Consider the following 18824-nt stretch of genomic DNA (forward strand, 5'->3'; position numbering starts at 1 on the left):
CGCTTGAAATCCATTCGCATATATATGCTGGGCGCTTTGGCCCTTGCAGGTTGTGCAAAAATCTCCTCGCCCCAGGGAGGTCCGAAAGATGTTGAGCCTCCCAAAGTTGTGAAGAGTTTCCCTCCGAACGGAAGCACACATTTCAATTCAGCCAGCGTGGTCATCCAGTTCGATGAGTTCGTTAAACTCGAAGGGTTGCAGCAGAAACTGATCGTTTCTCCGCCCATGGAACAGAAACCGGTGATCCGGGTGAAGAAGAAGTCCGTTTACATACGGTTCCAGGAAACACCCAAACCGGAGACTACCTACACCATCAATTTCGGTGATGCGATTCAGGACCTGACCGAGGGCAATGCGGAAAGCGCTTTTCAATATGTATTCTCTACAGGAGACGAACTGGACTCATTGCAAATGAGGGGACAAGTGACCGATGCATTTTCCGGCGAGCCTGTGGAAGGTTTCCTGGTGATGTTGTATGCCGGAAATGAAGACAGCCTGCCGCTGAAAGAAAAGCCGAGGTATTTCACCCGCACCGCCAAAGATGGCAGCTATACAATCACACACCTGAAGGCGGGCAGCTACAAGGTGTTCGCACTGGAAGACAAAAACAGCAACTATATTTTTGATCAGCCCTCGGAAAGAATCGGTTTCCTGGATGAACCCGTGACGTTGCCGGGAGATTCTTCCCGTCTCCTCAAAGTGTTTCCAAATCGTGAGGAGACCGTACGTCTCTTGGAAGCCAAAATGATCCGGTACGGTGAGCTTAGGCTCATGTTTAACCATTCACCGGGAGATGTGAAATGGAAATTGCTCGATGGAGAAACGGATACCTCCGGGTGGTTGGTTCAACCATCCCAGCTTGGAGATACCATGGATATATGGATGCCGGATGTGAAAGGAGAGATCCTGCGTTTGTCTGTACGGTTTGCCGGTGATACGGATACCATCACGACAAAAGTGATGTCGCCGTCCGATATAGGTCCCCAGGAACAATTCACCCCCTTGTACGTGAATGTCTATGCCGGCAGTCCGCTTAAGCCCGAACAGGCGCTTGTGGTGCGTTCCCAGTATCCGCTCAGGGATTGGAACGTCCAGGGCTTGCAGTTGTGGGAAGGTGATCAGCAAATGGATGTGGATTGGAAGGTTCATCAGGGTGTGTTCACTTCCATCTCTTGCGATCAGGCCTGGAAGGAAGATCAGGCATATAAACTGGTGATTCTTCCGGGAAGCTTCCATGATATTTTCGGATTCACCCAGGATAGCCTGGCATTTGAATTACCTGTGGCCAAAGCCGAGGAGTCAGGAACGGTCAGGATGGATTTGCAGATAGATGGCGATGCGCGGTGGTACATTGAACTAACCGACATGAAAGACAAAACGGTTGTCAGAAAGAGCGGCCATGGAAGCCAGGTGATCGGGTGGACCTATTTACCACCCATGGAATACAAAGCGCGTTTGATTGTAGATGCCAACGGAAACAGTCGGTGGGACAGTGGTTCTTATATGACCGAAGACGGCCAACCCGAAGAAGTTTATCATTACCCAGGCACACTAAAAGTGCGGGCCAACTGGGACATGGATATTCAGTGGAAGATCAGGAAATAACCCCGGAAGGATCCAGGCATAATTGCAGATCATCCGCGTCCTTCCCTACCGGAAACTGTTCGCGGTATTGCTCCAGTTCGTTGGCTGAGAGGGTAACGGTCGTCACGGATTCCTGATAAGCTTCGATGGCCGTCAGTTGTTTTCCATGCGGATCCAATGCAACCGAATCACCCGCATACTTCACATCATTTCCATCCGTACCCACCCTGTTCACACCTACTACGTACACCTGGTTTTCAATGGCGCGTGCCACCAACAGCGACTTCCAGGCGAAACTCCTCCGTTCGGGCCAGTTGGCCACATACAACAAGAGGTCATAAGCAGATGCGTCGTTTGAACAATTCAGGGAACGGTTCCGGCTCCAGACAGGAAAACGAAGATCATAGCAGATCAGCGGACAAATCTTCCATCCTTTCCACTCGGTGATCAGCCTGTTTTGTCCGGCCGCATAGTGTTCGTGTTCACCGGCCATGCGGAAAAGATGCCGCTTGTCGTAGGTATCATAGGTGCCATCGGGTCTCACCCAGAACAGGCGATTGTATACATGTTCGTTCATCCGCGTCATGATGCTGCCGGTCACCACGGCCTGTGTTTGCGCGGCCTGTTCCTGCATCCACCGGAGGTTATTTGCTTCTGCTTCTTCCGCCTGAAGGGTGTTCATGGAGAACCCAGTTGTGAACATCTCCGGTAGTATGATCACATCGGCTGCATTGCGCGATTGCGCGATCAGCTGCCCGAACTTTTCGCGGTTGGCTTCTGCCTGCTCCCAATGGAGGTTGGCCTGAATGAGGGTGATGGTCAGATCTTGCATAGTCTGGATGCTGCTTCCTGTAATGTTTGTTCTCCTTTGGCAAAACAAAACCGCAACATTTTGTGGTCTGCCTTGTTGTGGTAAAACACACTGATGGGGATGGATGCGATGCCGTGTTCCTTTGTGAGGCGAATGGCAAAATCGGTGTCCTTCTCATCCGTGATACGGCTGTAATCCAGCAACTGAAAATAAGTTCCTCCGGCCGGTGTCAGCTGAAAACGACTGCCGGTCAGTAAACCATTGAAGATATCTCTTTTTTTCTGAAAGAATGCCGGCAACTCAAGGTATTTCTCTTCCTGCTTCATGAACTCAGCATATGCCAGCTGAATGGGTGTGTTCACCGAGAAGACCACGAATTGGTGAATGCGACGGAACTCCTGCGACAAGGATGCCGGCGCAAGGCAATACCCCATCTTCCATCCGGTGGTATGGTAAATCTTACCGAAAGAACTGATTACAAAACTTCGTTTCGCCAGCTCCGGATAACGGGTTACACTTTGATGTTGTTCTCCCTCGAAAATGATGTGCTCGTATACTTCATCACTCAGTATGATGATATCGGTTCCGGCGGTGATCTTCTGCAATTCCTTCATGTCCGCCGCGGTCATGATCATGCCGGTGGGATTGTGCGGTGTGTTGATCATGATCATGCGTGTACGGCTGTTGATCAGTTTCCGTACCCGCGACCAATCGATTTTATACGTGGGAGGCTCCAGGCTCACATACACCGGCTTGCCGCCGTGCAACTCGATGCTGGGTACATAACAATCATAGGCCGGTTCAAATACGATCACTTCGTCTCCTTCGCGGATGGTGGCCGCAATGGCTGTGTAAATCGCCTGTGTGGCGCCTGCCGTCACCGTTACCTCAGTTTCGGGATCATAATTCGCCCCGTACAGTTTTTCGGTCTTACGGGCAATGGCTTCACGAAGTGCAAGCATGCCCGGCATCGGCGCATATTGGTTGTGCGGACCGTCGATATATTTTGCAACAAGTTTTCGTAAACCCTCATCGCAATTGAAGTCCGGAAACCCTTGTGATAAATTGATGGCTCCCTCTTCCTGCGCCATTTTCGACATGACCGCAAATATCGTGGTACCCACGTTGGGGAGCTTGCTTTTGATAGCTGTAAGTTCTGGCATTTGTGTTAGACTCTCTATGATACAAATGTATGACTTCCTGCGATTCCGTAGCATTTCCTTATGAGAAGTCGCTCGCATCGGATGAATGGGAAACTAAGGTGTTCGGAACATTGACCGAACCCGACTTTCATGTGATTCTCTTTTTTATACATTTGCCCGTAGAGTAGTTTTCAGCCCCACTTCGATTCTTTTCCCGGGGCGCTTCGAGTGCAATTTCAATTTTCCAAATGACACCCATGTTACGCCGGATTGGCATTCTAACCGCGTTGTTGTTGAGCTGTATTCCGGCAGCAAAGGCTACGCACGCCATGGGAGCAGATCTTACCTACAAATGTCTTGGGAACAATCAATATGAAGTAACCCTGAAATTCTACCGGGATTGCGGGGGCGCTTTCCCATTTTGTCTGGGTACTACCTCATCCACCAATTGCAACGGTGGAATTTGTACCACCACTTTTGAATGTACCGGCGGGTGGCAGAATCCGGTCATCACATACGAATCCGCCTCCTGCGGATTGAATGGCAACTTCGAGGTTTTTGCCGTTCCGGACAACGGAGAACGTACCGAGGTAACCCCCATCTGTGCCAATGCGAAAAGCACTTGCAGCGACCCCAACAGTACCAATCCCGGCGCGGAAGAATGGTTGTACAGAGGCACCGTAACCCTTCCCGGCAATTGCCCCGACTGGAAGTTCAGCTTCGAAGTGGGCAACCGGAACGGACTCATCTCTACCATTGCCACACCTGATCAGGTGATGATCCATGTGGATGCCGAACTTGATAACACCATCCCCGGCTGTGACAGTTCTCCCGAATTCTCCAATGTACCCGTGCCCTGGATTTGCGTTGGCCAGCTATACTGTTTCAACCACGGCGCCCTCGATGCCGACGGAGACTCCCTGGTCTATTCCCTGGTCACCCCGAAAACCGGAGCCAATACAACGGTTACATTTAACCCGGGCTACAGCGCCACCAACCCTTTGAAATCTACACCCCCGCTCACCCTCGATACAAAAACGGGAGACCTGTGCATGACGCCGCAGATGCGTGAGGTGGCTGTGATTGCGGTGAAAGTGGATGAATACCGTAATGGGGCTTGGATCGGTAGCGTAACACGAGACATGCAGCTGGTGGTGATCGATTGCAGCAACAACCTGCCAACAGCCAGCGGTGTGGATGGAAGCAATGTGTTTGAGGTGACCGTTTGTGCCAATGAAAACCTGTGCTTCGATATCTTTTCGGATGACCTTGATGCAGGACAGGTTGTGACCATGGGCTGGAACCAGGGCATCCCGGCAGGTACGTTTACATACTCCGGCACCCCGCACCCGACCGCCACGTTTTGCTGGACCCCCACGTCTGCCGACATCCGTACACTGCCCTATATCTTTACCGTAGATGTAACGGATGACAATTGTCCGTACTCAGGCAGCCAAACATTTTCCTATACCATCTATGTGGAAGGCCCATGCCCGCCCAGCATCTCATTGGAAGCTGATCCTGATGCGGTTTGCGCCGGCGACTGCAGCGATATCACAGCAACGGTTGCGAATGGCGCAGCTCCGCTTACCGTAACCTGGGACAACGGCCTGCCGAACGGAACCGGCCCCCATCATGTTTGTCCGGCATCAACCACTACCTATCACGCTACGGTAACCGACGCGGTGGGAGAGTTTGATACGGCATCGATCACTGTTACGGTGCACCAGCTGCCGGTGATCACACATACCGTTACCGATCCCAATTGCAATGGCGGATGTGACGGTTCGGTTTCCCTGAACGTGTCCGGAGACCCAACCTTTGTGTACAATTGGGACAGCGGTTGTACGTCGGATGCCTGCACCGGATTGTGTGCGGGAACCTACCAGGTGACGGTCACCGATGGAAACGGTTGTGTGGCCACGGACAACGTGACGTTGACAGACCCGCCTTCCATGGTGTTATCCACCACCCAAACGGATGCCATGTGCAACAGTGTTTGCAACGGAACGGCTACCGTGGACGCAACAGGCGGAAGTGCACCTTACACCTATACATGGAGCAATGGACTGACGGATCAGACGGCAAGCGGATTGTGTGCGAATACCTACACGGTTACGGTCACAGACCAGAATGGATGTTCCGATACCATTTCCGCCACGATCACGGTGCCCAACGCCATTCTCATTACCGAGACCCATACCGATATTACCTGCAACGGATTGTGCGATGGTACCATTTCCATCACTGCGTCCGGAGGCACGCCACCCCTGATGCTGTTGTGGAGCAATGGGGCCACATCCGAAAACCTGGCCGACCTTTGCCGGGGAACCTACACCCTGGAAGTCACGGATGCATTTGGGTGCACCGATGCCATCGGTGTGACCATCGCAGAACCCGGGCCCGTGACATTAAGCGAAACCCATACGGATATCCTGTGTTTCGGCGGTTCCGATGGTACCGGTACCGTTTCCGTTACCGGAGGCACGCCTCCTTATGCGTTCATCTGGGATGATGGCGGAACATCATCCACATCCACGGGATTGGCGATCGGCAGCCATTGTGTGACCGTTTCCGATCTGAATGCCTGCACGGCCAATCTCTGCCTGACCATTGCAGAGCCTACGGAGATTCAGCTTACCACATCCACCACACTGGCCGTGTGCGGCGAGTGCAACGGTGATGCCACCGTTACCGCTACCGGTGGTACTCCCGGTTATACCTATGTGTGGGATGCTGCTGCAGGTGATCAAACCACAGCCACCGCATCCGGTTTGTGTGCCGGGAATTATAACGTGACGGTAAATGATATGAACGGGTGTACAACCCAGATACAGGTGAATGTGAGCAATGCAGGTGCGCCAGTAGCGACCATTACCGGCACAACACCGGTGGGTTGCTTCGGACTTTGCAACGGTACGGCTACGGTGTCTGCCACCGGCGGTACACCTCCCTACCTGTTTTTATGGAATGATGCATCCGGTCAGACCACCGCAACCGCCACGGGTTTGTGTGCCGGACAGTATTCGGTTTGCATCACCGATGGCCAGGGATGTATTGTGTGTGTGGATACCCTGATAGACGAGCCTTCTCAAGTAGAGCTGACCTACAGCCAAACCAACGAAAGCTGCGGCAATGGAAACGGGAGCATCTCGGTGACCGCTTCAGGTGGCCAGGGTGGATATACATACGTTTGGGATGCGAAAGCAGGCAATCAAACAACGGCTTCCATCAGCGGACTTTCGCAAGGAACCTATTGTGTTACGGTGGCTGATAACGGTGGATGCTCACGCGACACATGTGTGGTGATCCTGAATGAAGATGCCCCGGTTGCATCCTTCACCTTCACTTCCGTGTGCCAGGGTGAAACAGCTGCGTTCTCTTACCAGTCTTCGGGTAACATCGCCGCCTGTTCGTGGGATTTCGGAGACGGACGCACTTCCACTGTTTGCGGGGATGTGGCGCATGATTTTGATACAGCAGGTTCATTTGTTGTGACCCATTGTGTTACGGATCCCGTGGGATGTCAGACTTGCATGACCGATACGATCGTGATTTATCCGCTTCCCGTTGTTTGTTTCGGCGACAGCGCGGCAGATTGTGTCCCGTTTGACGTGACCTTCATGAACTGCTCAGACAACGGTACCTATTATTGGGATTTCGGCGCGGCCGGAACATCAGTATTGGCTAACCCGACGGTTACATTTTCCGATCCGGGTTGTTATGATGTACAACTGCAAGTGACATCACCCCAACAGTGCACATCATCGGTGATTCAGCCCTGTTTTATTGAAGGATACCCGGTACCGGTAGCCGATTTTATAGCCAATCCCAATGAAGTAAGCGTGCTTAACCCGGTGATTACTTTCACTGACAAATCTTCGGACGGCATTCACTGGATCTGGAATTTCGGTGACAGCACCCTGCTCGACAGCACCCAGCATCCCACCCATATATACAGCGACACGGGATGCTACGTGGTGAACCTGTGGATGGAAAACCAATATGGTTGTGAAGATGTGACCAGCGGTGAGGTATGCGTCATAGAAGTGCCTACCCTGTATGTGCCCAATGCCTTCACGCCTAACGGCATTGAGCCGAACGAGATCTTCATGGCCAAGGGAAATGCCATTGCCACTTTTGAAATGTACATATTTGACCGCTGGGGCAACCTGATCTTCGAATCAAACGACATCTACCGGGGTTGGAACGGGAAGGTACAGGGAAGTGATACACCGGCCCAGGAAGATGTATATGTATGGCTGATCCTTGCCAGGGATATCTATGGCAAAGAGCATAAGATGCGGGGGCATGTAACGTTAATCCGCTAGTGCAGCCCGTTCCCGGATGGTAATGGCATACGGCCTGTCTTCCAGGTGGCTGTTCACCCACGAGATGAAATCAAAGCCTTCAAACAAAGCTTTCTCGTAGGAATCATCCTTTACCGTTGGCATTTCTTTCAGGAAATACTGGCAGGCTTCTTTGCATTGTTCTTTGTTGCCCCCGGTTTTGGCCAAGCGGCGGATGAAATCGAGGATAAAGAGCTCCAGGCGATACGTCCGTGTTTTGGTGTATGCATGGCGGAATGCCTGTTTAACCTCACTTTCCAGGGTGGAATATTGCTGGCTGTCGAACAGAATCATCAGTTTGAGCAGGCGGTAACGGAAGTCGAGTTGCGGGCTGGAATTCTCTATTTTATGTTCTTCAAGTGCCGATCGGATCCATTCGAGTGCTTTTTCAAACTGCCCGGCACCGAAGTGGATGAATGCGATGTTGAACATGTTCACCAGTACCAGGGAATGGTTCACAAGGTCACTGTATTCCTTGATGCCTTCTTCAAAGGTGTGTACAATCTCTGCCGCCTTGTCAAACTCACCCCGCATGATGTACCATTTCAGCTCCACGTTGTGGCTTCCGGCAAAAATGCGGCCTTTGTTGATGCGGGTATCCGTATCTGGAATGACTTCGGTGATGGCGCGCAGCTTGTTCAGGTACATGAAGAAATCATCTTTCCTGTTCAGCCTGCTGGAAACGGCCAGCACATGATTAATGGCAAGTATATACTGAGAAGGATTTTCCCGAACATAACCCGGGTTTTCTTCACAGTGTTGAACCAGTTGCTGTGTAAACTCAAACGACTGCGCCCAGTCGCCCATAATATAATGGTAGAAACCCTGGATCTGGAGGTAATAAAGCTTAGCGGTAAACGTCTGCAGTTGGTTCTCATCGGTCGGCACCTCATCCATCAAAGGCTTGAGTTTTTTGCTGCCGGCATCTTTGCCGAGGATTCCATACTGTTTGTAATATCCGTATAGCTTAAGGGATGCATTCTGTAGTTGATTCACCTGTTGCTGGTGGTTTTGAACCATCCTTTCTTCGCGGATGATGTCATCCAGCTTCCTGAATGTAAGTTCTGATCCAAGCAGGTTCTTTTCCCATTTAAGGGCTTCCAGCAATACGGAAAATTCATCAAACCGGTAGGCCATCTTTTTCACCTGGCGCACCAGTTTGTGGCATTGGTCGTAGAGGGCTTTGTTGTGCAGGATCTGTATCCGGGTGATCATATTATACAGGCGGATGTTCACCCTGCTCTTGGAGTAGAAATTCTCCAGGCTCTCCAGGATCATCTGGTAGAGATAGTTCTTCAGCAGCGGTAGCTGACGGATGTAGCGCTCTTTCCGGAGGATCTTTTCTTCGTCATACTTTTTCTGCTTGTCAATCGCATCAAAAAGTCTGACATAATTGTTTTCGCCCTTCAATGTATGTCGTGAGACGTACTTTTTGAAGTAGCCCTTTTCATTCCTGCTCAAAGATTTGATCAGGAAGAACAGATCAGGAGATGGTTTTTTTGCCATAAACTACAAATGACTGCCCGGTGCATCTGTACCGCACTAAAATAGCAAAATAAAGATGAGAAATCAAACGGAAGTCAGGCTTCAAGCGGGTTTTCGAGAATTTGTTTTCGGATTTCCTAGGGAATCGGGGAGTATTTTGTACTGGCTTAAGGTATCATGGGTAATTTGAAATAATTGGTTATTCAATGACTCTATGTCCTCGGATGTGCGTCCGTATGTTTCTATGGGTGGATGAATCACAATGCGATTGATGCCGGGTCCGCCACCTTTCCATCGGTTATCACCTTCGGGAAACAGATGCCAATGGTCCAGGTAGGTGATGGGAAGCACGGGAAGTTGTAATTCTATGGCCATGCGGGCGGCGCCGTTCTTGAACCGCCTGAGGTTAGGTGCGTTGTGCGGTATGGTTCCTTCCGGGAAAAGAAATACGCTGATGCCTTTTTTCAGATCTGCAATGGCACGGTTGTATGCTTCCTGGGCGCTTCTGCGGCTTGAACGATCAAGCAGGATATTGGTTTTGGAGAACAGGATGCGGAAGAAAGGGATTTTGCCCAGTTCCTGTTTCCCGATGAAATGATAGTAGATGGGTAGGAAGGCATAGGTGAGGATAACGTCCAGGTAGGAAGTGTGATTGGAGATAATGACATAGGTACGGGATTTGTCAAAGGGAGACTCCTGGATCTTCCGGATGAATATACCGCTAAGCAGGGCTGTGGTGTAGGAGATGACCCTTTTGAGGGTGAAGGCGTGGGTGAACCATTTCTCCCGGGTCAGGAAAAGCGCGAAGAGGGGATATCCAAGCAGGAAAAGAATCGCGAACACCAGGATGACCCAGATCCGCCATAACAGCCTGAAGGGTTTCAGCAAATACTGCATGGTCAAAGATAGTGCTTCGCAATGGAAACGGAAGTGCAATAAAAAAAGGGCCGTCCAAACGGACAGCCCTTTTTTCTATCACAAGATGTCAACTGATTTTCTAAACTTGGTTATTTATCCTACCTACAATATCTGTGATAGAGGCGCTCGGTAAATAACTTAGTTCTTATCCCAGAACAGTTTGGTGGTGAGTTCGTCTCCACCGATGGCACTGGCAGCAGAAGTATAGCTTGCTGTGTTCAGTGTTTGTTCATTGGCTGGGTAAGTATAGCGTTTCGGAATATCAGCAGTGGTCAGACCTGTAGGAGGATTGAATGCAGGTGCATCCAGTCTTCTCCAGGTAGTCCAGCCAAGGAATCCGCGGTTGTAGAAGGCCAACCAGGCCTGTGTACCGATTTTTTCAAGGTTGGTACCAGGCGCAGAAGAAAATGCTACATCCGTTTGAGCCTGGTAAGTAGAGTCTTCTTTAATTGTACCACCCCAATACAGGATAGATGAGGTAATACCACTTTTATAGTAATCTTCTACTGTACCGCCTACGCTATAACCACGCTCTGCAGCTTCTGCCAGGTAAAATTGAACTTCTGTATAATCCAACAAAAGCATTTCCAGGGTCGGATTTTTAACAATTGTGGTATCATCAATGTGGGTATATGAACCATAACTGTTAGAAGCTCCATAGATACCACCTTTGTAAATGGGACCCAATGAATCAGAAAGATTATCCATGAAATAATCATTCCTTCTGGGATCATTAAGGTTGTTCATTAAATCAACCAAGGTATTGGCGGGAATAAAATCCTTACGTCCGGAAAGCTCCAAGTCTACATAAAGTGGATTTGTGTTGGGAGACGATGCAAAGTATTGCAATGCTGCATTGTCACCTGCACCTGAAATAACCCCGGCGCCATATGCACTTTCTACGGTGTTTTTTGCCAAAGTTGCATCAGCATCTGCAAGAGCGATTCCAAGTTTCAGTTTCAATGAATTGGCGAATGTTTTCCATTTAGCAACATCTCCATTGTAAATCATATCGGAACCATTAGCAAAACTGCTACCACCTGTATTTAAGGCGCTGTTTGCTGCATCCAGACGAGAAATTAGATCAACATAAATGGCTGCAGCATCGTCATACTTTGGCAGTACGTTTCCAATATTCAAAGCTTGGCTATAAGGAATATTACCAAAAAGATCAACCAAATGCTGATATGCGTATACATTCAGGATTTCGATGATAGCAAGGCGATTGCTTTTAGCCACTTCTTCTGAAGTTGTAAGGGTTGTTTCCTCACCTATCACTTTGGCAGCTTGTTGAAAGTTTCCCAGTACATCACGGTACCATGTTCTCCAGGCATAATCCGGGATGGAACGGGTGGTGATGTTGTAGTTGGATTCATCCGTATAGGTGGTTTCTGTCCAGTACTGGGCAAACAGGCGGAATACGTTCCGGTTCACATTTGTGCTGGTTTCCTGGTCGCACATGTTGCGCAGTGCGTTGCTGAAAAGGGTGTTACCTGTAACCTCTTCAGGATGCTTGGTGTCCTTGTTGAACTCCTCCAGTTTGGTACATGACAGGGCGGTCATCCCGATCAGTCCTACTGCAATATATTTTGTGATTTTCATGACGTTTCTTTTTTTCTGTGGTTTCACCATTAGAACTGAAGGTTTACGTTGAAGCCGAAGTTCCGGGTGGTAGGCATTACACCGGATTGCCATCCCTGGATGTTACCGGAAGTAACACCTGATTCAGGATCTGCATAAGGCAGGTTCTTGTGGATGATCCACAGGTTGTTGCCTACAACACTGAAGCTTGCACCGCTGAAGAACTTGTCTTTCAGTTTGGCTGAAGGGATGGTGTAGGTTACTGACAGTTCACGCAGTTTCACATAACCTGCATCGTAAACGAACTCTTTGTCAGGGTATGCAGCATACCCGAAGAGACTGAAGTTCTTTCCGTCTGCGCGTGTGGTATTTGGGTTGCCGTTTGCATCCACACCGTCGAAGATCAAACCACCATTGTTGGAAGCGGATTCACGAACGGGTACACCCAGTTCATTGTTTCCAACAGTGTTGTCATACAGACCGGTTGCCAGACCGTAATACTGGTCGAGGGAGAATACATCTCCACCTTTTTGCCAGTCGATCAGGGCGCTGAAGCGGAAGTTTTTGTAAGTAACGGCGTTGGTGATACCGGCATTCCAGTCGGGGTTTACATCCCCAAGCACCACGTTGGCAGCGCTTGTTGAAGCGTATTTACCGTTGGATTTAACAACCGGATCAAGACCGCTGATGCTTACTGGATCTCCGTTCACGTCAACGAAATCTTTTCCTTGCAGTGTACCAATGGGCTCACCCTTGGTAGCATTCAGTGAAATACCTCCTTGCCATGAGGCCAGTACTAGGTTGGTAACTTCGTTGCCAAACTCATCCTTGAACAGGTCGATTACCTTATTACGGTTACGGGCCCAGTTCAGGGTTACATCCCATTTCACCTTATCATTTTTGTAAGGAGTACCGTTGATGTTCAATTCGATACCGGAGTTTTGCACTTTACCGGCATTTACGAATTTGCTGGAGTAACCTGTAGCATTGGAAACAGCAACAGCAAAGATCTGGTCAATGGTGTTTGTGTTGTAGTATGCAACGTCAAATCCGAGACGGCTTTTCAGGAAGATCATTTCCAAACCGGTTTCAAGACTCTTTGATCTTTCCGGGCGAAGGTCTTCTGTTTTCTTCACGTTGGTTCTAGAGAAGAGGGTGGTGCTTCCGAAAGGAGCTGGCTTGTCATATGTGTCGTACAAGCTGGCGAAAGGAGCATCGTTACCTACTTCAGCGTAGTTTACACGCACTTTTCCAAATTCAAGCCAATCTTTCTTCAGTTTTTCAGAGAAGATAAAGCTACCTGCAACTGAAGGATAGAAGATGCTATTGCTACCTGACTTCAATGTAGAGAAGTAATCCTGTCTTGCGGTTACATCAAGGAACAGGAAGCGTTTGAAACCCAAAGATGCACTTCCAAAGTAACCGTCGGTACCTATGATAGAGGCGGTTTCCAAAGGAGCCAATGCTGTGGATTTGGTGTTCAGAAGAGAATAGGTACCTGGTACCGCCAATCCTCCGTTTGTAGCGGAGAATACAGAGTTGTTTCTGGTTCTGCGATAGTTAGTACCCAAAGTTGCATTCAGGTTCAGGTTCTCAGACAGATCTTTGTTGTAGGTAAAAAAGATGTCCATGTTGCTTTCGAGGAAGGTATGGTCGAAGCGGGAGTAACCAGAACTTTGAACCGAACGGTCGATACCAAAATTCAGCGGAAGACTACCAACCGCCATGCGCTCTTCCTGCAGTTCACTGTAGGTATCAGCTGAGAAGCGGGCAGAGAGACGCAGTGCTTCACTCAGTTGGTAGTTGATATTCAGTGTACCATAGAAACGATCGCGTACGTCTGTTTCATAGTTTTCGTAACGCTCAAAATAAAAGTTGTTCCAGTACAAGGGAATTGGATCGTCAGGACTGGATGGGTTCCAGGTTACGTTGCGACCGGTCAGATCATACATGTCTTTCAATTCCTGTACGTCTACGTTGAGGGCCCACCACTGACGGAAGCTTGACAACATGTTCGCGTTGTACCCGGTGATGTTACGACCTTTACCTTTTGTTTTTACGTAGTTACCTACTGCGCCAACAGAAAGTTTATCGGTCAGGTTGCTGGTACCGTTGAAACCGAAGTTATCACGTTCCAGACGTGCATTCGGCATGATACCTTTCTGCGTGAATTTCTGATAAGAAACACGGAAAGAACCTTTGTCGTTTGCGTTTGAAACAGCAATATTGTTAGAAGTGGTTACTGCGGTTTCGAAGAAAGTAATGGGACCGTTTTCGGCGTTCACCCAAGGAGTAGCTTGTTTGTACTTGGGTGATTCCGGATCGAAAGAGTTCCATTGATACACCATGAGGTTCGGATCAAAGGCCGGACCATAAGAAGCATCTTCTGTAAAAGTGGAAACGAGGTCGTCGTTACCGTCACCATCGATGTCGGCCAGGTAGAAATAACCGGTCGGGTCATCGTAGTAAGGACCGTAACCTTCACCGTATTGATCCTGGTAGGTAGGGAAGGTTTTTTTATCAACGAAACCGAGGGTTACGTTTGAGTTGAAATCAACCCCGTAACGCTGACGGCCACCGGCCACTTTTTTACCTTTTTTGGTGGTGATGATCACAACACCGTTCGCAGCACGTGAACCGTAGAGTGCGGTTGCAGCTGCACCTTTCAGCACGTTGATGGACTCAATGTCATTAGGGTTGATATCGGCTACAGCATTACCGTAGTCATAACCACCCTGGCCTTCAGCTTGCGTGCGCAGACCGGGGCCATATTTGTCCTGGTTGGTGTTGGAGTTGTTCACCGGCATACCATCCACAATGAACAGGGCCTGGTTGTTACCAGTAATGGAAGAACTACCGCGGATGATCACGTTTGTGGAACCACCGAAGTTGTTGTTGGTTTTCACCTGAACCCCTGCTACTTTACCTGACAGTTGGTTCACGAAGTTTCCACTCTTGGTGTCAGTCACGGCATCACCTGTTACCTGTTGACTGGCATAACCGAGAGATTTCTTCTCACGGCTGATGCCCAGTGCAGTCACAACGACCTCATCCAGGTTCATCACATCTTCGTCCATTTTAATGTCGAAAGATGTTTTGTCTCCAACTTGAAGTTCCTGGGACTTCATGCCGATAAAGGAGACAACAAGGGTATTGCTTCCGGCAGGTACCCGGAGTTTAAATTTACCGTCGATATCGGTAACGGTTCCCACCATGGTGCCTTTGACCACCACGGCGGCGCCGATCACCGGTTCGTTGTCGGCAGAGTTAATGATACTTCCCGAGATCTCTTTGTCTTGCTGCCCGGAAGCATCCTGCCCAAATACTTGTGCCCATAGGCCCAAGCATAGGGTGCCAAAAATGAAAAGCTTCTTCATGCGTAACGTATTTAGGGTTTTGGTTAATTACAAAGCCTTGAGTTCAATGCGCCTTAAACGAAATCACAATGTTCACAAAATACCAACTGACGGACACGTACCTAACCGACGCCTTTCAGATGCCAAAAGGGGCCGGGATTATTTTCGCCAACCTGCACAGCCAAACACGCCTTGACGGCTACGCAGACGAGCGATTCGTCAAATTATCTTACTGGGAAGGATAAATAACCGGGGCCAAGATAAAAAAGAATGGGCGGTACTGGCAAATTTTTGTCAAAAAAAATTAGGATCACAAGATTTATTACAAATGATGAGAACCTAAAAAAACACAAACCCCGATGTCGATGTCGACATCGGGGTTTGTAGGAATGTTTTGGGCGGGCGTGATTAACGCAGGATGAAAGAAGTGGTACCGGCTTTGAATCCGTCAAGATAAAACTCCGCTACATATGTACCGGGATCGTATGTTTCTTTTGAAGGATCTTCCCAATCCACACAATAGTTCTGTCGATCATTTCGGTAGTCAATGTCTTTCTGAACCGTAAACAATTTTTCCTTTCCGCTTTCCGCATCGACGAAGCTTCCGGAGCCAAGTTCCTTGTTGCCCAATACTTCTCCGGCCGGACCGGAAATGCGCAGGTACAACACTTTGTTCCCCGGTTCAACCACTTTGTTCTCCATCACATCGAAACAGATGCTGAATTTTTCAACTTTCTTGGCAAGGGCGGTTTCCTTGAAGGCTTTGCCCTTCATCTTCAAACCTGTTATCGTGGCGTATTCAACCGGTATCTTGGAAGCGATTGTGACCTTCTCGCTCAGCACTTCTTTTTCTTCCTCCAGGTTGCCGACGGCCACTGAAAGGTCCAGGTTCTTGCTTTTCAGTTCACGGTTTTCCAGCAACAACCGGTCGATCTCTTCCTCAAATTTCTCACGTTTTCTTTTGATGCGACGAAGTTCGTGGCGGAGTTGATCAATCGTTTCTTTGTCCTGGTTTCCTTCCGCCAGCATTTTCTCGATTTTCACCCGTGTGGTGTCCAGTTCGAGTTTTGCAGCGGCAAGCATCTTATCCAGTTTCTCACTTTGACCTTTATATTGATCAAGGTCTTCCATGGTTTGGTCCAGTTCGGTACGGAGTTCATTGCCGTAAGTCGAAAGGCTGTCGACCTGGTTGTCGTACTTGACAACCGTATAGCCGCCACCTGCCAGCAGCAGGACGTTCAGAATTGCGGAAATGATCAACAGGATAAGGAGAACTCTTTTTCCCGATTTCTTTTCTTCTTTTTTTCCTTCCGGTTTTCCAGCGGTACCTACCGGAGGTGTGCCGGTGCTTCCGGGAGGAGGAGGTGTCTTGCCCGGGGGGACATTTCCTTTGGGGGGAACATTCAACTGCGGAGACGTTGTGGTTTTTTGCAAAGGGATAGCCGGTTTGGCCGGTTCCTTTTTCTGAAGCGGTGCACTCCGGTCGATCTTGGGAGGCTCTGAAGCGCCCATCGGTTTGGGTGGAACGATCGGTTTGGGTGGCACCGATGATGGTTTAGGTAGATTGCTTGGGTTGGGTTTTGGCGGTTCCGATGAAGCCGTGGGCATCGTGCGCCTGGGCGGAGGCGGAGGCGGTGCCGGTCGTTTGGGTGGCATACCGGAGCCGATGCCATGTGATGTCGGCGGGATTCCCGATCCCTGCGGGTTGTTCGGAGGCGTATTGCTTGTTGTCATGATGTTGTAAATCTAAGACGCACTTTCTACAATGCAAATTTTTAATCCCAATTCTTCCAGCTGTTCGTGTGAAATGGTGGAAGGTGTATCAATCATCACATCCCTGCCTGCATTGTTTTTTGGGAATGCAATATAGTCTCTGATGGTTTCGCTACCTCCGAAAAGCGATACCCAACGGTCGAGGCCGAATGCAATCCCGCCATGAGGAGGGGTGCCGTATTCAAAGGCTTCCATTAGGAAGCCGAATTGTTTCCTGGCTTCTTCGTCCGTGAATCCCAGGGTGCGGAACATTTTTTCCTGGAGTGAACGGTCGTGGATACGGATGGAGCCTCCGCCGATCTCCACGCCATTGATCACAAGGTCATAGGCGTTGGCTTTTACTTTGCCGGGCGCCGTATCCAGCAGGGCCACATCTTCGGGTTTGGGTGAAGTGAACGGATGGTGCATGGCGAAGTAACGTTCGCTTTCTTCGTTCCACTCCAGCAGTGGGAAGTCCACCACCCACAAGGGGGCATATACATTTTTGTTGCGGAGCCCCAGTCGCTTGCCCATTTCAAGGCGGAGTTCATTCAATGCCGAACGGGTTTTGCCTGCGTCGCCGACAAGTATCAGCACCAGGTCACCTTCTTTGGCGCCGCATTGTGTGGCGCATTCCTGAAGGATGTCTGCACTGTAAAATTTATCGACGGATGATTTCAAGGTACCGTCTTCACCATACTTAATATATACCAGACCTTTTGCGCCGATCTGTGGGCGCTTTACAAAGTCCGTCAGTTCATCCAGTTCCTTCCGGGTATAGTTGCCGCATCCTGGCGCGGCAATGCCCACCACCAGTTCGGCGCTGTCGAATACCTGGAAGCCTTTGCCCTGCATGGTGGTATTCAATTCAACGAACTCCATCCCGAAACGGATGTCGGGTTTGTCGCTGCCGTAACGCCGGATGGCCTCATCATAGGACATGCGCGGGAATGCATCCAGGGTAACGCCTTTCACCTTTTGAAAAAGATGGCGGGTCAATCCTTCGAATGTATCAAGGATGTCGTCCTGGGTTACGAAAGACATTTCGCAGTCGAGCTGGGTGAATTCGGGCTGACGGTCGGCGCGAAGGTCTTCATCCCTGAAGCATTTCACGATCTGGTAATACCGGTCAAAGCCCGATACCATCAGGAGTTGTTTGAATGTTTGAGGCGATTGCGGCAGCGCATAGAATTCGCCCTGGTGGATGCGGGATGGCACCACGAAGTCACGGGCGCCTTCCGGGGTGGATTTGATCAGCACCGGGGTTTCCACGTCAATGAAGCGTTGCTCATCCAGGTACCGGCGGATCTCGCTTGCCACCCTGTGCCGCAATTCGAGGCTTTGACGAACCGGTTTTCTCCGCAGGTCAAGGTACCTGTATTTCATGCGGAGTTCTTCGCCACCGTCTGTTTCGTCTTCAATGGTGAATGGGGGCAATTTCGATTTGTTCAATACCTCCAGCGCGCTGACCAGTATTTCAATATCACCCGTGGGTATGTTCGGATTCTTGTTGCTGCGTTCGGCAACCTTGCCGGTGATCTTCAATACATCTTCCCGTCCGAGTTTGCGGGCGTGCTCACACAGCGCCTTGTCGGTTTCCATGTTAAACACCAGCTGGGTGATGCCATACCGGTCGCGCAGGTCCACGAATGTCATGCCCCCCAGTTCGCGTGCACGTTGCATCCAGCCGCACAAGGTCACTTCGGTGCCCTGATGTTCGGCTCTTAATTCTCCGCAGGTATGGGTTCTTAGCATGGGTATTTTTTTGGCCTCCGAAGGTAGAAAAAAAATCAACGTCAAACAGACGAAATGCTTTTACAGCGCGGGTATTTGTTACCTTCGGGAC

At 49.7% G+C, this 18824-nt stretch carries 11 protein-coding genes; 3 read left to right on the forward strand and 8 right to left on the reverse strand.

Going from position 1 to position 18824, the window contains the following annotated elements:
* Positions 1 to 3 precede the first annotated feature (3 nt).
* Entirely contained in the window at positions 4 to 1605 is a 1602-nt protein-coding gene (locus tag H6585_15585; GenBank protein MCB9449753.1) for an Ig-like domain-containing protein, read from the forward strand.
* Here the strand turns inward: H6585_15585 and H6585_15590 are convergent.
* Both H6585_15590 and H6585_15595 read right to left on the reverse strand, forming a co-directional pair.
* Positions 1595 to 2416 carry an amidohydrolase gene (locus H6585_15590; GenBank protein MCB9449754.1) on the reverse strand — a complete coding sequence of 274 codons (822 nt, stop codon included), beginning with the start codon at positions 2414 to 2416 and terminating at the stop codon, positions 1595 to 1597. The genes H6585_15585 and H6585_15590 overlap by 11 nt on opposite strands.
* Complete coding sequence (locus H6585_15595) at positions 2404 to 3558, reverse strand: pyridoxal phosphate-dependent aminotransferase (GenBank protein ID MCB9449755.1); 1155 nt, start codon at positions 3556 to 3558, stop codon at positions 2404 to 2406. The genes H6585_15590 and H6585_15595 overlap by 13 nt, the downstream gene beginning before the upstream one ends.
* Before the next feature lie 236 nt (positions 3559 to 3794).
* On the opposite strand from H6585_15595, the gene H6585_15600 reads away from it, so the two are divergent.
* Positions 3795 to 7868, forward strand: a complete 4074-nt coding sequence (locus H6585_15600) for a PKD domain-containing protein (GenBank protein ID MCB9449756.1) — start codon at positions 3795 to 3797, stop codon at positions 7866 to 7868.
* Here the strand turns inward: H6585_15600 and H6585_15605 are convergent.
* From H6585_15605 to H6585_15625, 5 genes are all read right to left on the reverse strand, one after another.
* Positions 7857 to 9392 (reverse strand): hypothetical protein, encoded by a 1536-nt coding sequence (locus H6585_15605; protein MCB9449757.1) that lies wholly within the window; start codon positions 9390 to 9392, stop codon positions 7857 to 7859. The two genes, H6585_15600 and H6585_15605, sit on opposite strands and share 12 nt — an antisense overlap.
* A gap of 81 nt (positions 9393 to 9473) precedes the next feature.
* Complete coding sequence (locus H6585_15610; GenBank protein MCB9449758.1) at positions 9474 to 10268, reverse strand: 1-acyl-sn-glycerol-3-phosphate acyltransferase; 795 nt, start codon at positions 10266 to 10268, stop codon at positions 9474 to 9476.
* A gap of 159 nt (positions 10269 to 10427) precedes the next feature.
* Positions 10428 to 11891, reverse strand: coding sequence for a SusD/RagB family nutrient-binding outer membrane lipoprotein (locus H6585_15615; protein MCB9449759.1), 1464 nt, complete (start codon positions 11889 to 11891; stop codon positions 10428 to 10430).
* A gap of 29 nt (positions 11892 to 11920) precedes the next feature.
* Positions 11921 to 15247: a SusC/RagA family TonB-linked outer membrane protein gene (locus H6585_15620; GenBank protein ID MCB9449760.1), complete on the reverse strand. Its 3327-nt coding sequence runs from the start codon at positions 15245 to 15247 to the stop codon at positions 11921 to 11923.
* 387 nt (positions 15248 to 15634) lie between these two features.
* Positions 15635 to 16660, reverse strand: coding sequence for a hypothetical protein (locus H6585_15625; protein ID MCB9449761.1), 1026 nt, complete (start codon positions 16658 to 16660; stop codon positions 15635 to 15637).
* Positions 16661 to 16715: 55 nt separating this feature from the next.
* Here H6585_15625 and H6585_15630 point away from each other — a divergent pair, with 55 nt between their 5' ends.
* Positions 16716 to 16970, forward strand: a complete 255-nt coding sequence (locus H6585_15630) for a hypothetical protein (protein MCB9449762.1) — start codon at positions 16716 to 16718, stop codon at positions 16968 to 16970.
* 2 nt (positions 16971 to 16972) lie between these two features.
* On the opposite strand, the gene aspS is transcribed toward H6585_15630, so the two are convergent.
* Complete coding sequence (aspS, locus tag H6585_15635; GenBank protein ID MCB9449763.1) at positions 16973 to 18733, reverse strand: aspartate--tRNA ligase; 1761 nt, start codon at positions 18731 to 18733, stop codon at positions 16973 to 16975.
* Between the last annotated feature and the right edge of the window lie 91 nt (positions 18734 to 18824).

Source organism: Flavobacteriales bacterium (assembly GCA_020635855.1).
Taxonomy (GTDB): domain Bacteria; phylum Bacteroidota; class Bacteroidia; order JACJYZ01; family JACJYZ01; genus JACJYZ01.

What these genes read in the sequence shown, in the direction of transcription:
- H6585_15590 (MCB9449754.1), bottom strand. Translation starts at nt 2,416, where the DNA reads ATGCAAGATCTGACCATCACCCTCATTCAGGCCAACCTCCATTGGGAG.
- H6585_15595 (MCB9449755.1), bottom strand. Translation starts at nt 3,558, where the DNA reads ATGCCAGAACTTACAGCTATCAAAAGCAAGCTCCCCAACGTGGGTACC.
- H6585_15600 (MCB9449756.1), top strand. Translation starts at nt 3,795, where the DNA reads ATGTTACGCCGGATTGGCATTCTAACCGCGTTGTTGTTGAGCTGTATT.
- H6585_15605 (MCB9449757.1), bottom strand. Translation starts at nt 9,392, where the DNA reads ATGGCAAAAAAACCATCTCCTGATCTGTTCTTCCTGATCAAATCTTTG.
- H6585_15610 (MCB9449758.1), bottom strand. Translation starts at nt 10,268, where the DNA reads ATGCAGTATTTGCTGAAACCCTTCAGGCTGTTATGGCGGATCTGGGTC.
- H6585_15615 (MCB9449759.1), bottom strand. Translation starts at nt 11,891, where the DNA reads ATGAAAATCACAAAATATATTGCAGTAGGACTGATCGGGATGACCGCC.
- H6585_15620 (MCB9449760.1), bottom strand. Translation starts at nt 15,247, where the DNA reads ATGAAGAAGCTTTTCATTTTTGGCACCCTATGCTTGGGCCTATGGGCA.
- aspS (MCB9449763.1), bottom strand. Translation starts at nt 18,733, where the DNA reads ATGCTAAGAACCCATACCTGCGGAGAATTAAGAGCCGAACATCAGGGC.